At 63.6% G+C, this 17,957-nt stretch carries 21 protein-coding genes; 9 read left to right on the top strand and 12 right to left on the bottom strand.

All coding sequences use genetic code 11. The features are described from left to right. Positions 1 to 14 precede the first annotated feature (14 nt). The 6 genes from AE618_RS08630 to AE618_RS08605 all read left to right on the top strand — a co-directional run bounded on the left by AE618_RS08630 (position 15) and on the right by AE618_RS08605 (position 3,138). Positions 15 to 296, top strand: a complete 282-nt coding sequence (locus AE618_RS08630) for a hypothetical protein (RefSeq protein ID WP_054208693.1) — start codon at positions 15 to 17, stop codon at positions 294 to 296. A 30-nt stretch (positions 297 to 326) separates the two neighbouring features. Beyond that, complete coding sequence (locus AE618_RS08625) at positions 327 to 776, top strand: hypothetical protein (protein WP_054208661.1); 450 nt, start codon at positions 327 to 329, stop codon at positions 774 to 776. Between the two features lie 125 nt (positions 777 to 901). Further along, on the top strand, positions 902 to 1,042 hold the full coding sequence (locus AE618_RS28450; RefSeq protein WP_197280727.1) for a hypothetical protein: 141 nt from the start codon (positions 902 to 904) through the stop codon (positions 1,040 to 1,042). A gap of 13 nt (positions 1,043 to 1,055) precedes the next feature. Beyond that, positions 1,056 to 1,835 carry an alpha/beta hydrolase gene (locus AE618_RS08620; protein WP_054208660.1) on the top strand — a complete coding sequence of 260 codons (780 nt, stop codon included), beginning with the start codon at positions 1,056 to 1,058 and terminating at the stop codon, positions 1,833 to 1,835. A gap of 63 nt (positions 1,836 to 1,898) precedes the next feature. Continuing rightward, positions 1,899 to 2,853 (top strand): IS630 family transposase gene (locus tag AE618_RS27240; RefSeq protein WP_282568496.1). Its coding sequence is split into 2 segments (ribosomal slippage): positions 1,899 to 2,246 and positions 2,248 to 2,853, totalling 954 coding nucleotides; the frame shifts between segments, so codons are not numbered across the junction. Further along, positions 2,854 to 3,138: an alpha/beta hydrolase gene (locus AE618_RS08605; protein WP_054208657.1), complete on the top strand. Its 285-nt coding sequence runs from the start codon at positions 2,854 to 2,856 to the stop codon at positions 3,136 to 3,138. 141 nt (positions 3,139 to 3,279) lie between these two features. Here AE618_RS08605 and AE618_RS08600 read toward each other — a convergent pair whose 3' ends face one another. The 11 genes from AE618_RS08600 to AE618_RS08550 all read right to left on the bottom strand — a co-directional run bounded on the left by AE618_RS08600 (position 3,280) and on the right by AE618_RS08550 (position 13,717). After that, on the bottom strand, positions 3,280 to 4,308 hold the full coding sequence (locus AE618_RS08600; RefSeq protein ID WP_054208656.1) for an MBL fold metallo-hydrolase: 1,029 nt from the start codon (positions 4,306 to 4,308) through the stop codon (positions 3,280 to 3,282). 62 nt (positions 4,309 to 4,370) lie between these two features. Further along, on the bottom strand, positions 4,371 to 5,024 hold the full coding sequence (locus tag AE618_RS08595; protein ID WP_054208655.1) for a 3-oxoacid CoA-transferase subunit B: 654 nt from the start codon (positions 5,022 to 5,024) through the stop codon (positions 4,371 to 4,373). Between the two features lie 10 nt (positions 5,025 to 5,034). Further along, entirely contained in the window at positions 5,035 to 5,739 is a 705-nt protein-coding gene (locus AE618_RS08590; protein ID WP_054208654.1) for a CoA transferase subunit A, read from the bottom strand. Between the two features lie 53 nt (positions 5,740 to 5,792). After that, positions 5,793 to 6,779: a branched-chain amino acid ABC transporter permease gene (locus AE618_RS08585; RefSeq protein ID WP_054208653.1), complete on the bottom strand. Its 987-nt coding sequence runs from the start codon at positions 6,777 to 6,779 to the stop codon at positions 5,793 to 5,795. 28 nt (positions 6,780 to 6,807) lie between these two features. Continuing rightward, positions 6,808 to 7,695, bottom strand: coding sequence for a branched-chain amino acid ABC transporter permease (locus tag AE618_RS08580; protein WP_054208652.1), 888 nt, complete (start codon positions 7,693 to 7,695; stop codon positions 6,808 to 6,810). 115 nt (positions 7,696 to 7,810) lie between these two features. Beyond that, positions 7,811 to 9,019, bottom strand: a complete 1,209-nt coding sequence (locus tag AE618_RS08575) for an ABC transporter substrate-binding protein (protein ID WP_054208692.1) — start codon at positions 9,017 to 9,019, stop codon at positions 7,811 to 7,813. 60 nt (positions 9,020 to 9,079) lie between these two features. Then, a complete protein-coding gene (locus AE618_RS08570) occupies positions 9,080 to 9,826 on the bottom strand; it encodes an ABC transporter ATP-binding protein (RefSeq protein ID WP_054208651.1) in 747 nt (248 codons plus the stop codon). Next, positions 9,813 to 10,601 carry an ABC transporter ATP-binding protein gene (locus AE618_RS08565; protein WP_054208650.1) on the bottom strand — a complete coding sequence of 263 codons (789 nt, stop codon included), beginning with the start codon at positions 10,599 to 10,601 and terminating at the stop codon, positions 9,813 to 9,815. Before AE618_RS08565 ends, AE618_RS08570 begins: the two co-directional genes overlap by 14 nt. 13 nt (positions 10,602 to 10,614) lie before the next feature. Next, entirely contained in the window at positions 10,615 to 11,778 is a 1,164-nt protein-coding gene (locus AE618_RS08560) for an acyl-CoA dehydrogenase family protein (RefSeq protein WP_054208649.1), read from the bottom strand. A gap of 19 nt (positions 11,779 to 11,797) precedes the next feature. Further along, a complete protein-coding gene (locus tag AE618_RS08555; protein WP_054208648.1) occupies positions 11,798 to 12,730 on the bottom strand; it encodes a 3-keto-5-aminohexanoate cleavage protein in 933 nt (310 codons plus the stop codon). A gap of 12 nt (positions 12,731 to 12,742) precedes the next feature. Beyond that, positions 12,743 to 13,717, bottom strand: coding sequence for an alpha/beta hydrolase (locus AE618_RS08550; RefSeq protein ID WP_054208647.1), 975 nt, complete (start codon positions 13,715 to 13,717; stop codon positions 12,743 to 12,745). 191 nt (positions 13,718 to 13,908) lie between these two features. Between AE618_RS08550 and AE618_RS08545 the strand changes: the two genes are divergently transcribed. The 3 genes from AE618_RS08545 (at position 13,909) to AE618_RS08535 (ending at position 17,025) form a co-directional block, all read left to right on the top strand. After that, positions 13,909 to 15,129 carry an ABC transporter substrate-binding protein gene (locus AE618_RS08545; RefSeq protein ID WP_197280726.1) on the top strand — a complete coding sequence of 407 codons (1,221 nt, stop codon included), beginning with the start codon at positions 13,909 to 13,911 and terminating at the stop codon, positions 15,127 to 15,129. 40 nt (positions 15,130 to 15,169) lie between these two features. Beyond that, entirely contained in the window at positions 15,170 to 16,189 is a 1,020-nt protein-coding gene (locus tag AE618_RS08540) for an NADP-dependent oxidoreductase (protein ID WP_054208646.1), read from the top strand. Positions 16,190 to 16,341: 152 nt separating this feature from the next. Further along, positions 16,342 to 17,025, top strand: a complete 684-nt coding sequence (locus AE618_RS08535) for a FadR/GntR family transcriptional regulator (protein ID WP_197280724.1) — start codon at positions 16,342 to 16,344, stop codon at positions 17,023 to 17,025. A gap of 55 nt (positions 17,026 to 17,080) precedes the next feature. Here the strand turns inward: AE618_RS08535 and AE618_RS08530 are convergent, their stop codons facing one another. Beyond that, complete coding sequence (locus AE618_RS08530; protein WP_054208644.1) at positions 17,081 to 17,947, bottom strand: HpcH/HpaI aldolase/citrate lyase family protein; 867 nt, start codon at positions 17,945 to 17,947, stop codon at positions 17,081 to 17,083. Between the last annotated feature and the right edge of the window lie 10 nt (positions 17,948 to 17,957).

The following is a 17,957-nucleotide window of genomic DNA, read 5'->3' as shown; positions in this document are numbered from 1 at the left end:
TCAAGGAGAGGCTCATGAGCCTGATGAGCGAAATTCAGATCTTGCGTGCACAAATTGATGCTCATGCCCGCAAGGCGCCGACCGCCGACGTGGGCGTCGAGCAGGGACCTGTGCCTCCACGTACAAGCCCGGACATCCCTCATGAAGGGCTCGACCTCGACGCTTTCCTGAAAGCGGTCAACGAGACCCTCGACGAGTTTGCCGAGGAACTCGACAGGTTCCCTCGCCTGACGGCGCTCGCCGCGCTTGGGCTCGGTCTGGCGGCCGGTGTCGTCATCGGTCGCCAGCTCCGCTAACCGTCTCCCTGACCGCCAGAAAGGTCAACAATGTCCACCCTCAATTCCGCGAAACTGTATGGTCGCGTGGCGTTGCTGCGTCGTCAGGTTCTTCTTCGGCAGTTGATCCGGCGCGCTATCGCCGGCGCGCTCGCGGTGGCCGCCTTCACCGTAACTGCTGGGCTCGCCACCTATGCGCTGTTCCTTGCGATCAGGGCTCCGTTCGGCGACCTCAACGCGGCGCTAGCCGTCGCAGCGCTCTACCTTGCTATGGCGCTCGTTCTGTTGGCCTACACGTTGCGCGAGCCGCATTCCCCTGAACTCGAAGCACTGGCGGAAATGGAGGCGGCCGCGCTTGAGACGATCACGGCCGAGACCCAGGGCGTGGTCCAGATGGTCAACACCGCCGGTCATCGCTTTGAGAACCTCGGAAGCAGTCTGACGCTCGGCGTCAGCATCCTCGGTGCGCTTCGCAGGCTGTTAGCCGCCCGAAAGCCCTGAGGCGAGTCAATCCGCTAGGTCGCCGTGCCGCTCCATTCCGCAGCGTGCTCGCACCCGCACATCCGTTGGAAGCCTGATTCTCCGCGCATATGGCACGCATGCCGGGTACCCGAAAGGACTATGCAATGCCGGACCTCATCGTCGTCGGTTTCGATACCCAGGACGCGGCGGACGACGCTCTGCTCAATGCGAAAATCCCGTGCCCGCTGCTTGTTCGTTCTCGCCTTCGCTCTCCTAACGGCCTGTGCGGAAAGACCTGGACCTGAACTGCTTGAGAACGTGAGCACGACATTTCCCAGCGGGCGCTTCGTCACCGTCTACGCCGCCAACACGCGTCAGCGTGCAGCTCCTGATTCGAGAGCCTTCACGTCCGCTCGGGAGCCGGAGCTGAGCTACGACGAGTACACGATATCGATCCCGCCTGGTCACGTACCCGGAAAGATCGAATGGCCGGAGCATCAGTCCGACCCAGCAAGACAATTTGGCGTTGTCGGTCATCGCGTCCTCGACCGGGCAGGCTTCGAGCGGCAGGTCTCGAAGCGCCGTGGAGGGCATCCGCCGGACATCGGGGTCTTCGTCCACGGCTACAATACGAATTATCAGGAGGCGCTCTTCAGGCTGGCGCAGATGACGGCCGACGCGAGCGTCGAACACGGAGCGCCGATCCTGTTCTCTTGGCCGTCCCAAGGCAGCGTTGCAGGTTACGTCGCCGACAAGGACGCAGCGACCTTCTCACGCGATCAGCTTGCCCTGTTGCTGACGAGCATCGCAAGAACGGAAAGCCGCGGCAAGATCACTGTCGTCGGCCACAGCATGGGAGCATGGCTGACGACCGAGGCGATTCGCCAACTTCGCCTGACTGAGAAGAATGCCGTCATCGCGCGGCTGCAGGTCATTCTCGCAGCGCCCGACATCGACGTCGACGTCTTCAAGGCGCAAGTCGGAGTGATCGGCCCGCTCTCGCCGCCGATGACCATCCTCGTCTCGCAAGACGATCTTGCCTTGAGAGCCTCCGAGCTTCTGACCGGCGAGCGCCAGCGGCTAGAGCGTCGGATCTGAAATTGGAATCGTGTGATTCCCTTTTGACTGGGTTTGTGATTCACCGTTTTTTGGAGGTGGATCATGGGTCTCGGCTATTCGCAGGATCTTCGCGAGCGGGTTGTCGGCTTTGTCGAGGCGGGGCATTCGCGTCGGGCCGCCGCGCGGCACTTTGGCGTCAGCGAGAGCTTTGCGGTGAAGCTGTTGCAGCGCGTGTCGCGTCTCAAGACAGTTCAGCCGGCTCGGCAGGGTCGTCCGCGCGGTAGCCGACTCGACGGCCATGGCGCCTATCTGGTGGCGCAGGTCGAGGCTGTGCCCGACATCACCATGCCGGAGCTTTCGGCGCGTCTGGCGCAGACCGCCGGACTTGCGGTCGATCCCGCGGTTTTGTCGCGCTTCCTTTGCCGTCTGGGGTTCACATATAAAAAAAGCGCTGATGGCGTCGGAATGCGCACGCGCGGATGTGCGTGAGCAGCGCCGCCTCTGGATCGAACGCCGTCAGCCGCGCATGCGCCTCGAGCCGCACAGGCTCGTCTTCATCGACGAGACCTCGATCAACACCAAGATGGTCCGGCTGCGCGGCCGCAGCCCACGTGGCGAGAGGCTGCGCGCATCGGCTCCCTTCGGACATTGGCGGACGCAGAGCTTCATCGCCGGCCTGCGCTGCCATGGCCTGACGGCGCCCTGGATCATCGACAAGGCTATGGATCGCGTCGCCTTCGATCTCTATGTCGAGACGCAGCTCGCGCCCACCTTGTCGAGAGGCGACATCGTCATCCTCGACAATCTCGCCGTCCACAAAAGCGCTCGCGCCGCCCGGTGCCTCGCCGAGCGCGGCGCCTGGTTCCTCTTCCTGCCGCCCTACAGCCCCGATCTCAACCCCATCGAGATGGCCTTCGCCAAGCTCAAGGCGCATCTGCGAAAGGCGAAAGCCAGGACCTTCGATGCCCTTTGGAAAGCCGTCGGCGACATCTGCCGCCTCTTCGAGCCACAGGAATGCCAAAACCTCTTCAAACACGCACGATATGCGTATGATTAAATGTCCGGCGCTCTAGGCAAGCTTGACGTCAGCGATCCAAGCGTCGTGAAAGCGACGCGCGAGGCGGGAGTTCAGGTCGTCGACATAACCGGTCTGAAATCGTCCGACAGCTTCAAGCACAGCCGTTTCGCGGAGCTGGCTGCATTGTATCCGAAGCTTTCTGCGGCACACGCGAACGGCGCGCCGCTTGACCTTCGCCGGTCTGGTGCCTTCGTATTCAATGCGGTTGGAGCGACGGTATCGAGCCCCTTCCTCCTAGCGGGCAAGGTCGTGGGCGGCGATTGACGCTCGCTCGCTGCAGCGTGCGCCGCACCTGGCTCGGACCGAATAGGGCGGAAGAATGCTTTTGCCGCGGCCTCCGGCAAGCCGTTCGCGGTGCTCGACAAGCGGCTTCTCCGGTTCGCGCACGCGTGGCCGAGACTGACGTCAGCACTTCCCCCATCGGACAGTCCCGCCGCCCGAAATACGTCTCATCGCCCGGTTGTCGCGCTCCAGCCGGTGAAGGTGCGCAAGCGTTTCGCCTAGCGCGAAGCGGCGGTGACCGCTCTGAAATGCTCGTTCGAACAGACGTTCCGCCGCTGCGAACGCCGTCATCGGAATTTCGATCATAGTCTCAAGAGTAGCCAATCGTTCCTCATGATGCCTTTTCAAGGCGGTCAGCCGCGACCCGAGCTCCGTAAAGGGAACGCCATGTCCCGGCAGTACGAGCGCATTCTCCGGAAGCTCCGCCAGATCCCTCAGCGACGCCAGGTAGTCGCCCAGCGGATCAGCTTCGGGCAGGTCCTCAAAGACGGCGATCACAGGCGATATCCTCGGGAGAACCTGATCGCCCGCGACAAGTATCCGATCGTCCGCACAGTAAAACGAGGCATGAGAATCGGCATGACCGCCATGAACGAGCACCTCGAAGCTGCGGTTCCCGATCCTCAGCTTTTCGTCCGGCCGCAGTGCGCGCAGACGGCCCGGCATCGGCCCGAGGTACTGGCCGATCGACTTGAATTCCTCGCGCATCTGCGCCGTGACTGCAGGCTCGCAGCCGTGCATCGTCAGAAAGCGATCCTCTTCGGACGACGGCTCCTGCGCAGCATCGGCGTAGCGGATGCGCGCCTTCAGCCATTCCACCAAAGTCGCTTCAAAGGGGACCTTGAGCTTTTCGGCCAGGTAACCTGCGCAACCCACGTGATCGGTATGTCCGTGGGTCGCGATGATGCGCGAGATGGGACGCCCGTCCGGAAGATTGGCGAGCAGCGTTTCCCAGATGGCGCGGACTTCAGGGCTGTCGATACCGCAATCGATCAGAGCCCAGCCGTCTTCGTCGTCGATCAGCCACACATTCACCTGGTTGAGCCGAAATGGCAGCGGGATCTGAGCCCAGAAAATACCTTCGGCGACCGATGCCCATAGACCGGATGCAGGCGGCTCAAATACTATTGCGACGCTGCTAGATTGGGTCATCGGGTGCCTTAACTGTCTCCTGAGCATCAAGCAGCGCCGACAGGTAGCTGCCCCGTCGAAGCCTACGCAGCGGCCTTGAACGCGGCTCGCGTCTTGGCTTTGATCTCGTCGAGCGTCACACCGTCCGCCAGCTCGATCAGGGTCATACCGCCGCCGTTCTCGTCGATGATGAAGACGCCGAGGTCGGTGATCACCATGTCGACGACGCCCGCGCCCGTCAGCGGCAGGTCGCAGGCATCGAGCAGCTTCGGCGATTCCGTGCCGTCCTTGTTCTTTGCGACATGCTCCATCACCACCACGACCTTCTTGACGCCGGCGACGAGGTCCATCGCACCGCCCATGCCCTTCACCATCTTGCCGGGGATCATCCAGTTGGCGAGGTCGCCGTTCTGCGCGACCTGCATGGCGCCGAGGATGGAGAGGTCGATATGGCCGCCCCGGATCATGCCGAAGGAGTCGGCCGAGGAAAAGAAGCTCGTCGTCGGCAGTTCGGTGATGGTCTGCTTGCCGGCGTTGATCAGGTCGGGATCCTCGTCGCCCTCATAGGGGAAAGGGCCCATGCCGAGCATGCCGTTCTCCGACTGGAGCTGAACGCTGACGCCGTCGGGGATGTAGTTGGAGACCAGCGTCGGGATGCCGATGCCGAGATTGACGTAGAAGCCGTCCTTGAGCTCCTTGGCAGCGCGCGCGGCGATCTCTTCGCGAGTCCAGGGCATAACTTCCTCCTTACGCCGCTCGCTTGCGGACGGTGCGCTGCTCGATGCGCTTGATCGGATTAGCGACGTGCACGAGCCGCTTCACGAAGATGCCCGGCGTATGGATTTGGTCCGGATCGATCTCGCCTGCCGGAACGAGGTGCTCGACCTGCGCGACTGTCAGGCGCGAGGCAGTCGCCATCATCGGGTTAAAGTTGCGGGCGGTCTTGCGATACACGAGGTTACCTTCGGTATCGCCTTTCCAGGCATGAACCAGCGAGACGTCGGCGAAGATGCCACGCTCCATGATGTAGCGTTCGCCGTCGAACTCACGCTCCTCCTTTCCTTCGCCGACCAGCGTGCCGACGCCGGTCTTGGTGTAGAAGGCAGGGATGCCGGCGCCGCCCGCGCGGATGCGCTCGGCCAGCGTGCCCTGCGGCGTGAATTCGAGTTCGAGCTCGCCGGAGAGATATTGCTGGGCGAAGAGCTTGTTCTCGCCGACATAGGACGAGATCATCTTGCGGATCTGGTGGGTCTCCAGCAGCAGGCCGAGGCCGGCGCCGTCGACGCCGGCATTGTTGGAGACGAAGGTCAGGTCCTTCGCGCCGCTCTCGCGGACCGCCTCGATCAGCAGGTCGGGAATGCCGCACAGGCCGAAGCCGCCGGCCATGATCGTCATGCCGTCCTTGATCTCGCCTGCAAGCGCGGCCGCGGCGCCCGAGAAAACCTTCTTCATCGTCCAGATCCCATACCTAATTGCCCGGAACGTCGTCAGCGGATCAAAATCCCTTAGAGCGGCTTCTTGATCGCCTTTGCCACGACACCGACGATGCCTTCGCGGAAAGCGAGCACGCAGATGACGAAGACGACACCCTGGACGACGGTGACCCAGGCCCCCAGAGAGGCGAGATAATTCTGCATCGCGACGATGACGAGCGCGCCGGCGATGGGGCCAAACACGGTACCCAGGCCTCCGACGAGCGTCATCAGCACGACCTCGCCCGACATCGACCAGTGCACGTCGGTGAGCGACGCGAGCTGGAAGACGATAGCCTTGGTGGCGCCAGCGAGGCCCGCCAGAGCAGCCGAGAGCACGAAGACCGTGAGCTTGTACCGGTTGACGCGATAGCCGAGCGAGATCGCCCGCGGCTCGTTGTCCCGGATCGCCTTGCAGACCTCGCCGAAGGGCGAGTGGATGATGCGATACATTGCGAGCAGCCCGGCCATGAAGATGGCAGCGACGAGCCAATAAAGCGCCCGGTCGTCGGCAAGGTCGATCAGCCCGAACAGCCGACCGCGTGGCACCGCTTGGATGCCGTCCTCGCCGCCGGTGAAGCGCGGCGTTTGCAGGCAGAAGAAGAACAGCATCTGCGCCAACGCCAGCGTGATCATGGTGAAGTAGATGCCTTGGCGGCGGATCGCGAGCGCGCCGAAGACGAGCCCGAGTGCCGCCGCGATCGCAGTGCCGGACAGGATCGCGAACTCCGGCGTCAGGCCCCAGTTCTTGGCGGTATAGGCGCTGACATAGCTCGCCATCCCGAAATAGGCGGCATGGCCGAAGGAGAGCAGGCCGCCGTAACCGAGAAGGAGATTAAAGGCCAACGCAAACAGCGCGAAGCACAGGACCTTCATCACGAATACCGGATAGGCGACGAAGGGCGCGATCGCGAGCAAGAGCGCCAGGCCGATCAGGACATTGCGGTGCAACTGATCGGCACTGCGGTCGGTCTTGGCGACCGGGATGCCCGAGGTTTCGTCGGAGGCAATGTCAGCCATTTCTATGGGACTTTCTCTTGGGGCCGTCTCAGGCCGGACGCCCGAACAGGCCGGCGGGCTTCACCAGCAGCACCAGCACCATGATAATGAAGATCACCGTGGCCGAGGCTTCCGGGTAGAACACCTTGGTCAGGCCCTCGACCAAGCCGAGGGAGAAACCGGTCACGATCGCGCCCATGATCGAGCCCATGCCGCCGATCACGACCACGGCGAAGACGACGATAATCAGATCGGCGCCCATGTTCGGGTTGACCGAGTAGATCGGCGCCGCCAGCACGCCGGCGAAGGCAGCGAGCGCGACCCCGAAGCCATAGGTCAGCGTCACCAGGAGCGGCACGTTAATGCCGAAAGCTTGGGTCAGGGTGGGATTCTCGGTCGCGGCGCGCAGGTAGGCGCCGAGTTTCGTCTTCTCGATCATGAACCAGGTTGCAACGCAGACGACGAGCGAGGCGACGACGACCCAGCCGCGGTAGTAGGGAAGGAACATGAAGCCGAGATTCTGTCCGCCGCGCAGTTCGGGCGGAATTTGGTAGGGCAAGCCGGAAGAACCGTACTGATTGCGGAACAGACCCTGGATGATCAGCGCTAGCCCGAAGGTGAGCAGCAGGCCGTAAAGATGGTCGACATGGACGATGCGCTTGAGCAGCAGCCGCTCCATCGCGATGCCGACTGCCCCCACGACAAGCGGCGCCAGCAGAAGCGCCGCCCAATAGTTCAGGCCGAGATAGTTTAGCCCCATCCAGGCGACGAAGGCGCCCATCATGTACTGCGCGCCATGGGCGAAATTAATAACGTTCAGGAGCCCGAAGATCACCGCCAGCCCGAGGCTCAGGATCGCGTAGAAGGAGCCGTTGATCAGGCCGAGAAGGACCTGGCCGAACAGGGCCTGCGGGGGGACGCCGATAAGCTCGAACATGATGGGCTTGCCTTGGTCGGTGTTTGGCGTTCGGGAAAGCCGTGCCTGTGTGCGCGGCTCCGGCGGGGTGACCGGGCAAGCACTCGCCCGCCCGGGTCATCCCTTGCGCCGGGGCTCACTTCTTGATGAGCGGACAGTCGCCGGCGTCGAGCGGGCGAAATGCTTGTTCGGCCGGCAGCACGGCGATCTGCTTGTAGTAGTCCCAGGGCCCCTTCGACTCCGCGGGCTTCTTGACCTCATAGAGATACATGTCGTGCATCTTGCGGCCGTCGGCGCGCACCGAGCCCTTGCCGAAAAGCGGGTCGTCGGTCGGCAGTTCCTTCATCTTGGCGATGACGGTGGCGGAGTCCTTAGTCTTCGTTGCCTCGACCGCTTTGAGATAATGGAGCAACCCGGAATAAACGCCGGCATGGACCATGGTCGGCTGCTTGCCGCCATTGAGCTTGGCGAAACGGGTCGACCAGGCTCGGGTCTGATCGTCCCTATCCCAATAGAAGGATTCGGTGAGGACGAGACCCTGAGCAGCCTGCAACCCGAGCGCATGGATGTCGCTGATGAAGACGAGCAGGCCCGCAAGCTTCTGCCCGCCCTGGGTGATGCCGAACTCGCTCGCCTGCTTGACCGAATTGGTGAGGTCGCCGCCTGCATTCGCAAGCCCGATGACTTTGGCCTTGGACGCTTGCGCCTGCAGGAGGAAGGAGGAGAAGTCGCTGCCTGGGAAGGGCGTACGCACCGTGCCGAGCACCTTGCCGCCGGCCTTTTGCACGACCGCGGAAGTGTCGCGCTCCAGCGCATGCCCGAAGGCGTAGTCCGCCGTCAGGAAGAACCAGCTGTCTCCGCCCGCCTTGACCATCGCCCCCCCGGTGCCCTGTGCCAGCGCATAGGTGTCGTAGGTCCAGTGGATGGTGTTGGCGTTGCAAGCCTTGCCGGTCAGATCCGCTGTGCCGCCGCCTGAAACGATGAAGACCTTGTTCTTGTCCTTGGTCAGCTGGCTGACCGCCAATGACACCGAGGAGGTCGGTACGTCGAGGATCAGATCGACGCCGTCCTGATCGTACCATTGCCGCGCGATGGTCGAGCCGACATCGGGCTTGTTCTGATGGTCGGCTGAGACGATCTCGACCTTGATGCCCTTTTCGGCCGCCTTGAAGTCCTCGACCGCCATACGCGCGGCGATCACCGAGCCCTCGCCCGTGAGGTCGGCATAGACGCCGGATCGATCATTGAGCACGCCCGCCTTGATAGAGATCTGCTGCGCGAGTGCGGGGCTCGTCATCAGGCCAATCAGCGCCGTGGCCGCCACAAATGTCTTTCTTGAAAACATGTTCATTTCTCCCTGAAGCTGAAGACCGCCGCTATGGACGCTGTTCTTGGTGGGCCGAGATCAGACCCCGAGATAGCTGTGTAGCTTGTCGATGTTCCGATCGAGCTCGGCATTGGGGATCATGTCGATCACCTTGCCCTGCTCGACGACGTAGTGACGGTCCGCCACTGTCGCGGCGAAGCGGAAATTCTGCTCGACCAGGATGATGGTGTAGCCTTCCTGCTTGAGCTTGCGGATCGTGGCGCCGATCTGGTCGATGATGACGGGCGCGAGCCCCTCGGTCGGCTCGTCGAGCAGCAGGAAATGCGCGCCCGTACGCAGGATGCGGCCGATCGCGAGCATCTGCTGCTCGCCGCCCGAGAGCTTGGTGCCTTGGCTGCGCAGCCGCTCCTTGAGATTGGGAAACAGCTGGAAGATCTGCTCGACGCCAAGGCCGCCGTCCCGAATCCTGGGCGGCAACATCAGGTTCTCCTCGACGGAGAGCGATGAGTAGATGCCGCGCTCTTCCGGCACATATCCGATGCCGAGCCGAGCGATAGCGCGCGAGGGCAGCGCGATCGTTTCCTTGCCTTCGAAGATTGCGGAGCCGGTGCGCTTGCCGATCACGCCCATGATCGATTTGAGCGTCGTCGTCTTGCCGGCGCCGTTGCGGCCGAGCAGGGTCACGACCTCGCCAGGTGCGACGTCGAAGTCGATGCCGTGCAGCACATGACTCTCGCCGTACCAAGCCTCGAGGCCGCGGACCTTCAGCAGCGGCGCCGCACCCGCGACTACGGCCGGCACCCTCAGCACCTCAGTGGTGGCCATGGCCGCCTCCCGAACCGATATAGGCCTCGATCACGCGCGGGTCCTTCGAGACGGTGGCATAGTCGCCCTCGGCCAGGATCTGCCCGCGCGCCAGCACAGTGATGTGGTCGGAGAGCGAGGCGACGACCGAAAGATTGTGCTCGACCATCAAGATCGTGCGGTTCTTCGAGACCTTACGGATCAGCGCCTCGACGCGCTCGACATCCTCGCGTCCCATGCCCGCCATCGGCTCGTCGAGGAGCATCATCTCCGGGTCGAGCGCCAGGGTGGTGGCGATCTCCAGCGCGCGCTTGCGGCCATAGGACAGCTCGCCTGCCGTCAGCGCGGCAAAGGCCGACAAGCCCACCGCATCGAGGAGATGCAGAGCCTCTTCGTCGAGCTCGCGGAGAACCTTTTCTGGACGCCAGAAATCGAATGAATCGCCGCGCTTGCGCTGCAATGCGATGCGGACATTGGTCTTGGCGCTGAGCTGCGGAAACACCGCCGAGATCTGGAAGGAGCGCACCAGTCCCTTGCGCGCGATCTCCGCCGGCTGTTCGCGGGTGATGTCCTGTCCATTGTAGACGATGGCGCCTTTTGTCGGCGGCAGGAACTTCGTCAGAAGGTTGAAGCAGGTCGTCTTCCCGGCGCCATTGGGCCCGATGAGCGCGTGGATCGTTCCACGCTTCACGTTCAGATCGACGCCGTTAACGGCCCGGAAGCCGCCGAACTCCTTGGTCAAACCGGAAGTCGACAGGATGATGTCAGTCGTGACGTCAGAGGAGCCAAGCGGCATCGGACAAGCTCCGTCAATACGATTTCGGCTGATCGAGCACGCGCTCCGCGATGTAGCTCAGGATGAGCTGCTCGCTGATTGGGGCGAGCCGCGTCACGAGGACTTCTCGCAGCAAGCGCTCGACCTGATATTCCTTGGCGTATCCCATGCCGCCATGGGTCATCACGGCCTGTAGACACGCATCGTATCCGGCGCGGGCGCCGAGGAACTTGGCGCCATTCGCCTCGGCGCCGCAGGGCTTGCCAGAATCGTACAGAGCAGCTGCTTTCATGGCCATCAGCCAAGCAGCTTCCAGCGCGATCCAGCGCTCGGCGAGAGGGTGCTGAATCCCCTGGTTCTGTCCGATCGGCCTGCCGAAGACACTCCGCTCGCGAGCGTAACGCGCAGCGCGGCCGAGCGCGTCCTGCCCGATTGCGATGGCCTCGACCGCGATCAGAACCCGCTCCGGATTGAGGCTGTCGAGCAGATAGGAGAAGCCCTTGCCTTCCTCGCCAATCCGGTCGGTTTCCGGCACGAACACATCGTCGATGAAGACCATGTTGGAATCGACCGCGGCGCGGCCATGCTTGGCGATGCTCTTCACCTCGAAACGCGAACGGTCGAGATCAGTATAAAAGATGGTCATGCCGTCGCTGGCGCGCCGTACGTCCTTGCGCGCAGTCGTCCGCGTCAGGATCAGGATCTTGTTCGCGACTTGCGCTGTGGACGTCCAGATCTTTCGACCCGAAATGCGATAGCCGCCGTCCACCTTGGTCGCGAAGGTCGTAATGTTCGTCGTATCGAGGCCGGCATTCGGCTCGGTCACGCCGAAGCAAACCTGGTCCTCGCCGGATACCAGCCGCGGGAGCCAACGCTCCTTCTGTTCAGCCGAACCGTGAACGACGATCGGATGCGGGCCGAACATGTTGATATGGATCGACGAGGCGGCCGCCATCGCTCCCCCGCTGCCCGCGACGGTGTGCATGACGAGCGCCGCTTCGGTGACGCCGAGGCCGGCGCCACCGAATTCTTCCGGCATCGTCACGCCGAGCCAGCCGTCCGCGGCCATGGCGCGGTGGAACTCGCGCGGGAACCGGGCCTCGCGCTCGCATTCCGCCCAGTATTCGTCGTCGAAGCGCTTGCAGACGGCGGCCACGCCGTCGCGAATCGCCTTCTGGTCGTCGTTGAGTTCGATCATTTCGGTTAATCCGGCGATGTCAGAAAGCGGTTTGGTCGGCGCCCTTCAGCAGAAGCATCTGCCGGGCGTCGTCCGGGGTGGCGACCTCCAGCGAGAGCTCCGTCAGGATGCGCTTGATCTTCGCGACCTGCTCGGCGTTCGAGCGGGCGAGCACGCCCTTGCCGAGATAGATCGAATCCTCGAGGCCGACGCGGACGCAGCCCCCGAGAATGGCGCCCAGCGTCACCAGGCTCGTCTGGTGACGCCCGGCCCCGAGGATCGAGAGGATGTAATCGTCCCCGAAGAGCGAGTCGGCGACACGTTTCATATGCATCAGGTTCTCGGCATCGGGACCGATCCCGCCGAGCACGCCGAAGATGCACTGCACTAGGAAGGGCGGCTGGACGAGCTTGCGTTCGACCGCCCAGGCCAGGTTGTAGAGGTGGCCGACGTCGTAGCATTCGAACTCGAAGCGCGTGCCATGTCCGCTGAGCTCGGTGATGCCGCGCTCGATCTGGCTGAACGTGTTGGAGAGGATGAAATCCTTCGTCATCTCAAGGTAGCCCTTCTCCCAAGGCTGCTTGAAGGACGAGATTTTCTCGGCGGCCTGGAACAGGCCGAAATTCAACGAGCCCATGTTCATGGATGCGAGCTCGGGCTTGAGCGTATTGGCCGCGAGAAGGCGCTGATCCAGGCTCATGCCGAGCCCTCCGCCGGTGGTGATGTTCACTACCGCGTCGCAACCCTGCTTGATGCGCGGCAGGAAGCGCATGTAGTCCTCTGGTGCCGAAGAGGGCGCGCCGTCTGCTTCATTTCTGGCGTGGAGGTGAAGGATGGCTGCGCCCGCTTCCGCCGCACCGAGAGCCTGCTCGGCAATCTGGTCGGCGTTGACCGGCAGCGCGTCCGACATCGTGGGCGTGTGTATCGACCCGGTGATGGCGCAGCTGATGATGACCTTGGTCAATTTCTTCACGCGCGGGTCTCCTTAGTTCGCGGCGCAGGCCGTCGCGATCGCGGCACCGATCGCGACCAGCTCTGCATCGGCTTCCGCTATGAGGTTATGCAGGCGTACGAAGCCGTGCGTGAGGCCGGCGGCCTCCCGATAGACGACCGCCACGCCGGCTTGCGACAGCCGCTGCGCATAGGCACGGCCTTCGTCTCGTAGAACGTCGTACTGGGCCGTGACGACGACTGCTGGGGGTTGGCCGGAAAGATCCGGCGCTCGCAGCGGAGAAATTTCGTCGCGCGGATGCTCGGCCCGCGGCGCGTAGTGATCGAAAAACCAGGTCATGTCCTGTCGGGTCAACGGCAGGCCGGTGCCGTGTTCCCGATAGCTCCTAGTCCCGAAGTCACAATCGGTAACCGGATAGATCAGAACCTGCAGGGCGCAGGCGACTTCGCCGCCCAGCCGGCGTAGCGCGACCGTAACGAGATTAGCACCGGCGCTGTCGCCGCAGGCGATCACGGGCCCGTCACCGCATCCCAACTCCGCGCGATGCCTCGATGCGTAACGAAGCGCGTCCTCGCAATCCTCGAGCCCGTTCGGAAAGGGGTTCTCCGGGGCCAGCCGATAGTCCGGCATCAGTACGCTGCAACCGCTCGTCACGGCCAGGCGCCTTGCGCAGATCTCGTAGTCGTCGAGCGTCCCGGCTAGCCAGCCGCCGCCATGAACATAGACGACGAGGCCCGCGGACGGGCTTGTCGGCGTGATCAGGCGCGCCCCGATCGACCCGCCTCGTGTCGGGATGTCGATGTCGCGGATCGAGCCGACCTCCGGTGCCGGACCAAGGGCCGCGCGACCTGAGGCGACGAGGGCGCGCGCGTCGGCCGGGCTGCCGTCGCTGAGGTTGGGGCGCCCGGCCGCCGCGAAGCTCGCCGTCATCGCCTGCAAGAAGGGATGGAGCGGGGCCTCTGCGCTCTTCGGCAGGCGTAGGGCGCCAGCGGTCGGCTTATCGATCATTCCCTTCCGCGCTCCTTCCCGTTGCCGGCGTGCCTGATGGCTTCGTGGTGCCGGTCGATTTCCCACGACTAGTCGCTGAAACGCGTATCGTCAAATGGTTTGACCATTGACCGCATCGTGCTAGCGTCGTCGCAACAAACCCGGCCGGGCTTCGCCCCGAGTCCGGGGAAAACCAAAATGGGAGAGGAACGATGACCATCGAGACTGGCCGCGCCTGGCCAACCTTATCGTCGGCCGCCATGTTGGCCGCAGGGTTCATCGCTGGCCCAACGGGGGCGTCGGCTCAGGAGCCATTCAAAATCGGATCGCTCAGCGACATGTCCGGCATCGTCGTCGATCTGTCCGGTCCGGGCACCGTCGTCGCCATGCAGCTGGCGGCCGAAGATTTCGGCGGGAAGGTGCTGGGCCGCCCGATCCAAATTCTCAGCGCCGACCATCTTAACAAGCCGGACGTCGGCATCGCCGCGGCGCGCAAATGGTATGACGAAGGGGTCAGCGCGATCTTCGACGTCGGGATCACTTCGGTCGCGCTCGGCGTGCAGCAGCTCACGCGCGACAAGAACAAGATCGCGATCTATCTGAGTTCGGCTTCGAGCGACCTGACCGGCAAGGCCTGCAGCCCCTTCGGCATCCACTGGACGTACAACAACTACAGTCAAGCGCTGGGCGTTACGAAGTACTATCTCGATGCCGGAAAGAAGAACTGGTACTTCATGACGGTCGACTACGCTTATGGCCACAACGTCCAGCGCGATACGACCGGCATGGTCGAGGCGGGCCAGGGCAAAATCATAGGCTCGGCCCGGCATGCCTTCGACAACAAGGACTTTTCTTCCGACCTCTTGAAGGCCCAGGGGTCCGGCGCCAACGTGATCGCCCTCGCGACCACGACGGGGCATGTGGCGAGCATCGTCAAGCAGGCCGACGAGTTCGGCATTCGGCCGAAACAGGAAATGGCCGCCCTCAGCCTGACCCTTCACGACGTCAAGGGCATGGGGCTGCAGACGGCGCAGGGGCTGGTGGTGACTGCGCCCTTCTACTGGGATCAGAGCGAAGAGACACGCGCTTTCGCCCAGCGCTACAAGGCCCGCTTCGGCAAGATGCCGAACATGGTCCAGGCCAGCGCCTATGGCGCCGTGATGCATTACCTCAAAGCGGTCCAGGCCGTCGGCGCGGACGACACGGCCAAGGTTGCCGCCAAGATGAAGGACACGCCGATCAACGACTTCATGACCAGGAATGGACGCATTCGGGAGGATGGCCGCGTAATCCGGGACATGTACGTCTTCCGGGTAAAGGCCCCATCGGCGTCGAAGAGCGAGTGGGATCTCTACGAGCTGGTCTCGACGATCCCTGGCGAAGAGGCTTTCCAGAAGGCCGATGCCGCCGCCTGCCCGCTGGTCAAGGGCTGACGGTCGTGGATCCGGCCTCGATGCAAGATGGAGACAGTTGATGACGAATCGGCAGTGGCTGCTGGCGTCCTATCCGCAAGGCCCGGCTTCGCTGGAGACCTGGACGCTGCAGGACGCGCCCATGCCCGAACCTGGTCCTGGGCAGATCCTGGTGCGTACGCGGTGGCTGTCGCTCGATCCCTACATGCGCGGCCGCATCAGCCCAGCGGGCAACTATACGAAAGGCGTCGGCGTCGGCGAGGTCATGCAGGGCGGGGGCGTCGGAGAAGTCGTCGCCTCTCGTCATCCCGACTGGAAGGCCGGGGATCTCGCCGAAGCCATGACCTTCGGTTGGCGTGAGTTCGCCGTGCTGACGCCGGACATGCCTGGCTCCGCGAAGGTCAATCGTGTCGATCCCGATCTGGCTCCGCCGCAGGCGACGCTGTCCTGGCTCGGCATGACGGGGCTGACGGCTTACGTCGGGGTATTGGAGATCGGACGCCCACGCCCCGGCGATACCATGGTCGTCTCGGCGGCGTCGGGAGCGGTCGGGCAGATCGCCGGTCAGATCGGCAAGCTCTGCGGCGCGCGAGTGATCGCCATCGCCGGTTCCGACGACAAGCTCGACTGGTGTCGGAAGATCGGATTCGACGAGACCATCAATTACAAGACGAGCAACGACCTCGCTGGGGCACTCGCCAGCTTGGCTCCGGGCGGCGTCAACGTCTTTTTCGACAACACCGGAGGCCCGATCCACGACGCGGTGATGCGCAACCTCGCAGTCGCCGCGCGGGTGGTGATCTGCGGCCGGATCGCCCTGGCGGACAATTTCGAGCAGGACGACATCGGGTTGCGCGCCTCCTCGCGCCTGATCGTCACCCGCGCCATGGTCCAAGGCCTCGTCGTGTTCGATTGGTGGCACAAGCGCGATGAGGCCTTCGCCCGGTTGGCTGCCTGGCACCGCAGCGGGCAGCTGACGACGAGGGAGGACATCCTCGATGGTTTCGAGCGTGTGCCGGAAGCTTTCCTGCGGATGATGAACGGCCGGAATTTCGGCAAGCAACTGGTCCGAGTCGCGTAGCTAATGCTGCTGGCCTGGGCCAATGCTTGATTTGCTCGGACCATTGGTTCAATGGGAGCTGGTAGTGGCCAGCGCTGAGGAGACCCATGAGCGATACAGAACGCTCTTCCGAGACCGTCGTCGGGAGGATCTCGGTCCAGAAATCCTATGAGGTGCTCGCCGATCGATTGCGCGAGACGATTCTCGCCGGGTCGCTGGCCGAAGGGGCGCGTCTGCCCACCGAACGCGAGCTCGTCTCACAGACGGGGCTGAGCCGTGGATCGGTTCGCGAAGCCTTACGTAAGCTAGAGGTCGAGGGTCTGGTCAAGACGCGGCTCGGGCGCCTGGGTGGGATCATCGTCAGTCGTCCCGGCAATGACGCTATGGCCCATTTCATCAAACAGTTCGTTCGGGGGCGGCGCCTGTCCTTGCGCACCTTGCAGGAGGCGCGCGAGACGCTTGAGCCACATCTGGCTCAGATGGCGGCGGAGCGGCGAACGGCTGAGGACCTCGCTCGTCTTCGACAGCTCAATGCCGAATTGGAGGAAGCGCTCGGCGACAAGGATCAGTTCGCCGCGGTAAATATCGACTGGCACAACGCGATCGCCGCCGCCGCGCGCAACGACCTGCTCTCGGCCTTCCTCTATTCGATTTCCTACGATGTCGCCGTCTCGACGATCAGCGTGGAGTACGACACGCTCGAAACCCGGCAAGCCGTCGTCGATATCCATACGCGCATTCTCGCAGCGATCGAAGCCGGCGACGGCGCCGCAGCCTATCGTCGCATGCAGCGACACATGCAGGCGACACGCGCGGCGACGAAGGCCCGCGAGGACGAGGATCTTCAGCCCGAATAGGCTCGGCCGGCTGCACCGCTCGAAACGGATCGCCGGCCGCTCGACGATGAGGCTGCTACTCGGCCGCCGCCACGATGCGGCGCGCGAGCTTGAGGTGGGGAATGTCGTACATTTTCCCGTCGATGCCGATGGTGCCGATCCCGGGCTGAGTCTCGAAGGCGGCGACGACGCGCCTGGCTTGGGCGAGGTCGTCCGCCGACGGCGAGAAGCAGCGGTTGATCGTTTCGACCTGATCGGGATGGATCGCGATCCGGCCGGTGAAGCCGTCCTGCTGCGATGCCCGGCAACTTTCCTCGAGGCCGGCCGGATTCTTGAAGTCCGCGTAGAGCGTGTCGATGCGCGCGACATCCGCTGCGGAGGCAGCGAAGAGGCACATCGAGCGAACGATTCGATAGGTCTGCGTCCAGTCGCCGTCGCTCTGCTTGTTCGTGGCCGAGCCGATGACGGCACCGAGATCTTCCGCCCCCCAGGTCATTGCGGCCAGCCGCTCATGCGCGGGCGCATAGCTGCCGAGGTTGAACATGGCTATCGGGGTCTCGGTCGCAACCACGATGATCTTGACGGTGCCCCGCGCCATGCCGCTGCGGGTCTCGAATGCATCGAGATAATATCCGATCCGCTCGATATCGGACGCACCGTTGGCTTTGGGCACCATGATGCCGCCGAGGCCCGGCCTTACGACCGCCGACAGATCGTCGAGCGTAAGCCCCGTGTCGAGCGCGTTGACGCGGACCCACAGCGACCAATCGCGGGGCGCCTCCGACGAAATGAGTTCGGCCAGCATGTCGCGAGCCAGCGTCTTGCGATCGGGGGCGACGGAATCCTCGAGGTCGAGGATCAGCGCGTCTGCGCCGCTGTTTTGGGCCTTGGCGAATTTTCGCTCGCTGTCTGCGGGCACGAACAACATGGACCTTAGTTTCATTGTTTCACTC

Origin of the sequence: Allobosea vaviloviae (assembly GCF_001298265.1) — a bacterium.
GTDB classification, from domain to species: domain Bacteria; phylum Pseudomonadota; class Alphaproteobacteria; order Rhizobiales; family Beijerinckiaceae; genus Allobosea; species Allobosea vaviloviae_B.
The sequence above is the reverse complement of the archived record's forward strand: the minus strand, read 5'-3'. Positions and strand labels throughout refer to the sequence as shown.

What these genes read in the sequence shown, in the direction of transcription:
- AE618_RS08630 (WP_054208693.1), top strand. Translation starts at nt 15, where the DNA reads ATGAGCCTGATGAGCGAAATTCAGATCTTGCGTGCACAAATTGATGCT.
- AE618_RS08625 (WP_054208661.1), top strand. Translation starts at nt 327, where the DNA reads ATGTCCACCCTCAATTCCGCGAAACTGTATGGTCGCGTGGCGTTGCTG.
- AE618_RS28450 (WP_197280727.1), top strand. Translation starts at nt 902, where the DNA reads ATGCCGGACCTCATCGTCGTCGGTTTCGATACCCAGGACGCGGCGGAC.
- AE618_RS08605 (WP_054208657.1), top strand. Translation starts at nt 2,854, where the DNA reads ATGTCCGGCGCTCTAGGCAAGCTTGACGTCAGCGATCCAAGCGTCGTG.
- AE618_RS08600 (WP_054208656.1), bottom strand. Translation starts at nt 4,308, where the DNA reads ATGACCCAATCTAGCAGCGTCGCAATAGTATTTGAGCCGCCTGCATCC.
- AE618_RS08595 (WP_054208655.1), bottom strand. Translation starts at nt 5,024, where the DNA reads ATGCCCTGGACTCGCGAAGAGATCGCCGCGCGCGCTGCCAAGGAGCTC.
- AE618_RS08590 (WP_054208654.1), bottom strand. Translation starts at nt 5,739, where the DNA reads ATGAAGAAGGTTTTCTCGGGCGCCGCGGCCGCGCTTGCAGGCGAGATC.
- AE618_RS08585 (WP_054208653.1), bottom strand. Translation starts at nt 6,779, where the DNA reads ATGGCTGACATTGCCTCCGACGAAACCTCGGGCATCCCGGTCGCCAAG.
- AE618_RS08580 (WP_054208652.1), bottom strand. Translation starts at nt 7,695, where the DNA reads ATGTTCGAGCTTATCGGCGTCCCCCCGCAGGCCCTGTTCGGCCAGGTC.
- AE618_RS08575 (WP_054208692.1), bottom strand. Translation starts at nt 9,019, where the DNA reads ATGTTTTCAAGAAAGACATTTGTGGCGGCCACGGCGCTGATTGGCCTG.
- AE618_RS08570 (WP_054208651.1), bottom strand. Translation starts at nt 9,826, where the DNA reads ATGGCCACCACTGAGGTGCTGAGGGTGCCGGCCGTAGTCGCGGGTGCG.
- AE618_RS08565 (WP_054208650.1), bottom strand. Translation starts at nt 10,601, where the DNA reads ATGCCGCTTGGCTCCTCTGACGTCACGACTGACATCATCCTGTCGACT.
- AE618_RS08560 (WP_054208649.1), bottom strand. Translation starts at nt 11,778, where the DNA reads ATGATCGAACTCAACGACGACCAGAAGGCGATTCGCGACGGCGTGGCC.
- AE618_RS08550 (WP_054208647.1), bottom strand. Translation starts at nt 13,717, where the DNA reads ATGATCGATAAGCCGACCGCTGGCGCCCTACGCCTGCCGAAGAGCGCA.
- AE618_RS08545 (WP_197280726.1), top strand. Translation starts at nt 13,909, where the DNA reads ATGACCATCGAGACTGGCCGCGCCTGGCCAACCTTATCGTCGGCCGCC.
- AE618_RS08540 (WP_054208646.1), top strand. Translation starts at nt 15,170, where the DNA reads ATGACGAATCGGCAGTGGCTGCTGGCGTCCTATCCGCAAGGCCCGGCT.
- AE618_RS08530 (WP_054208644.1), bottom strand. Translation starts at nt 17,947, where the DNA reads ATGAAACTAAGGTCCATGTTGTTCGTGCCCGCAGACAGCGAGCGAAAA.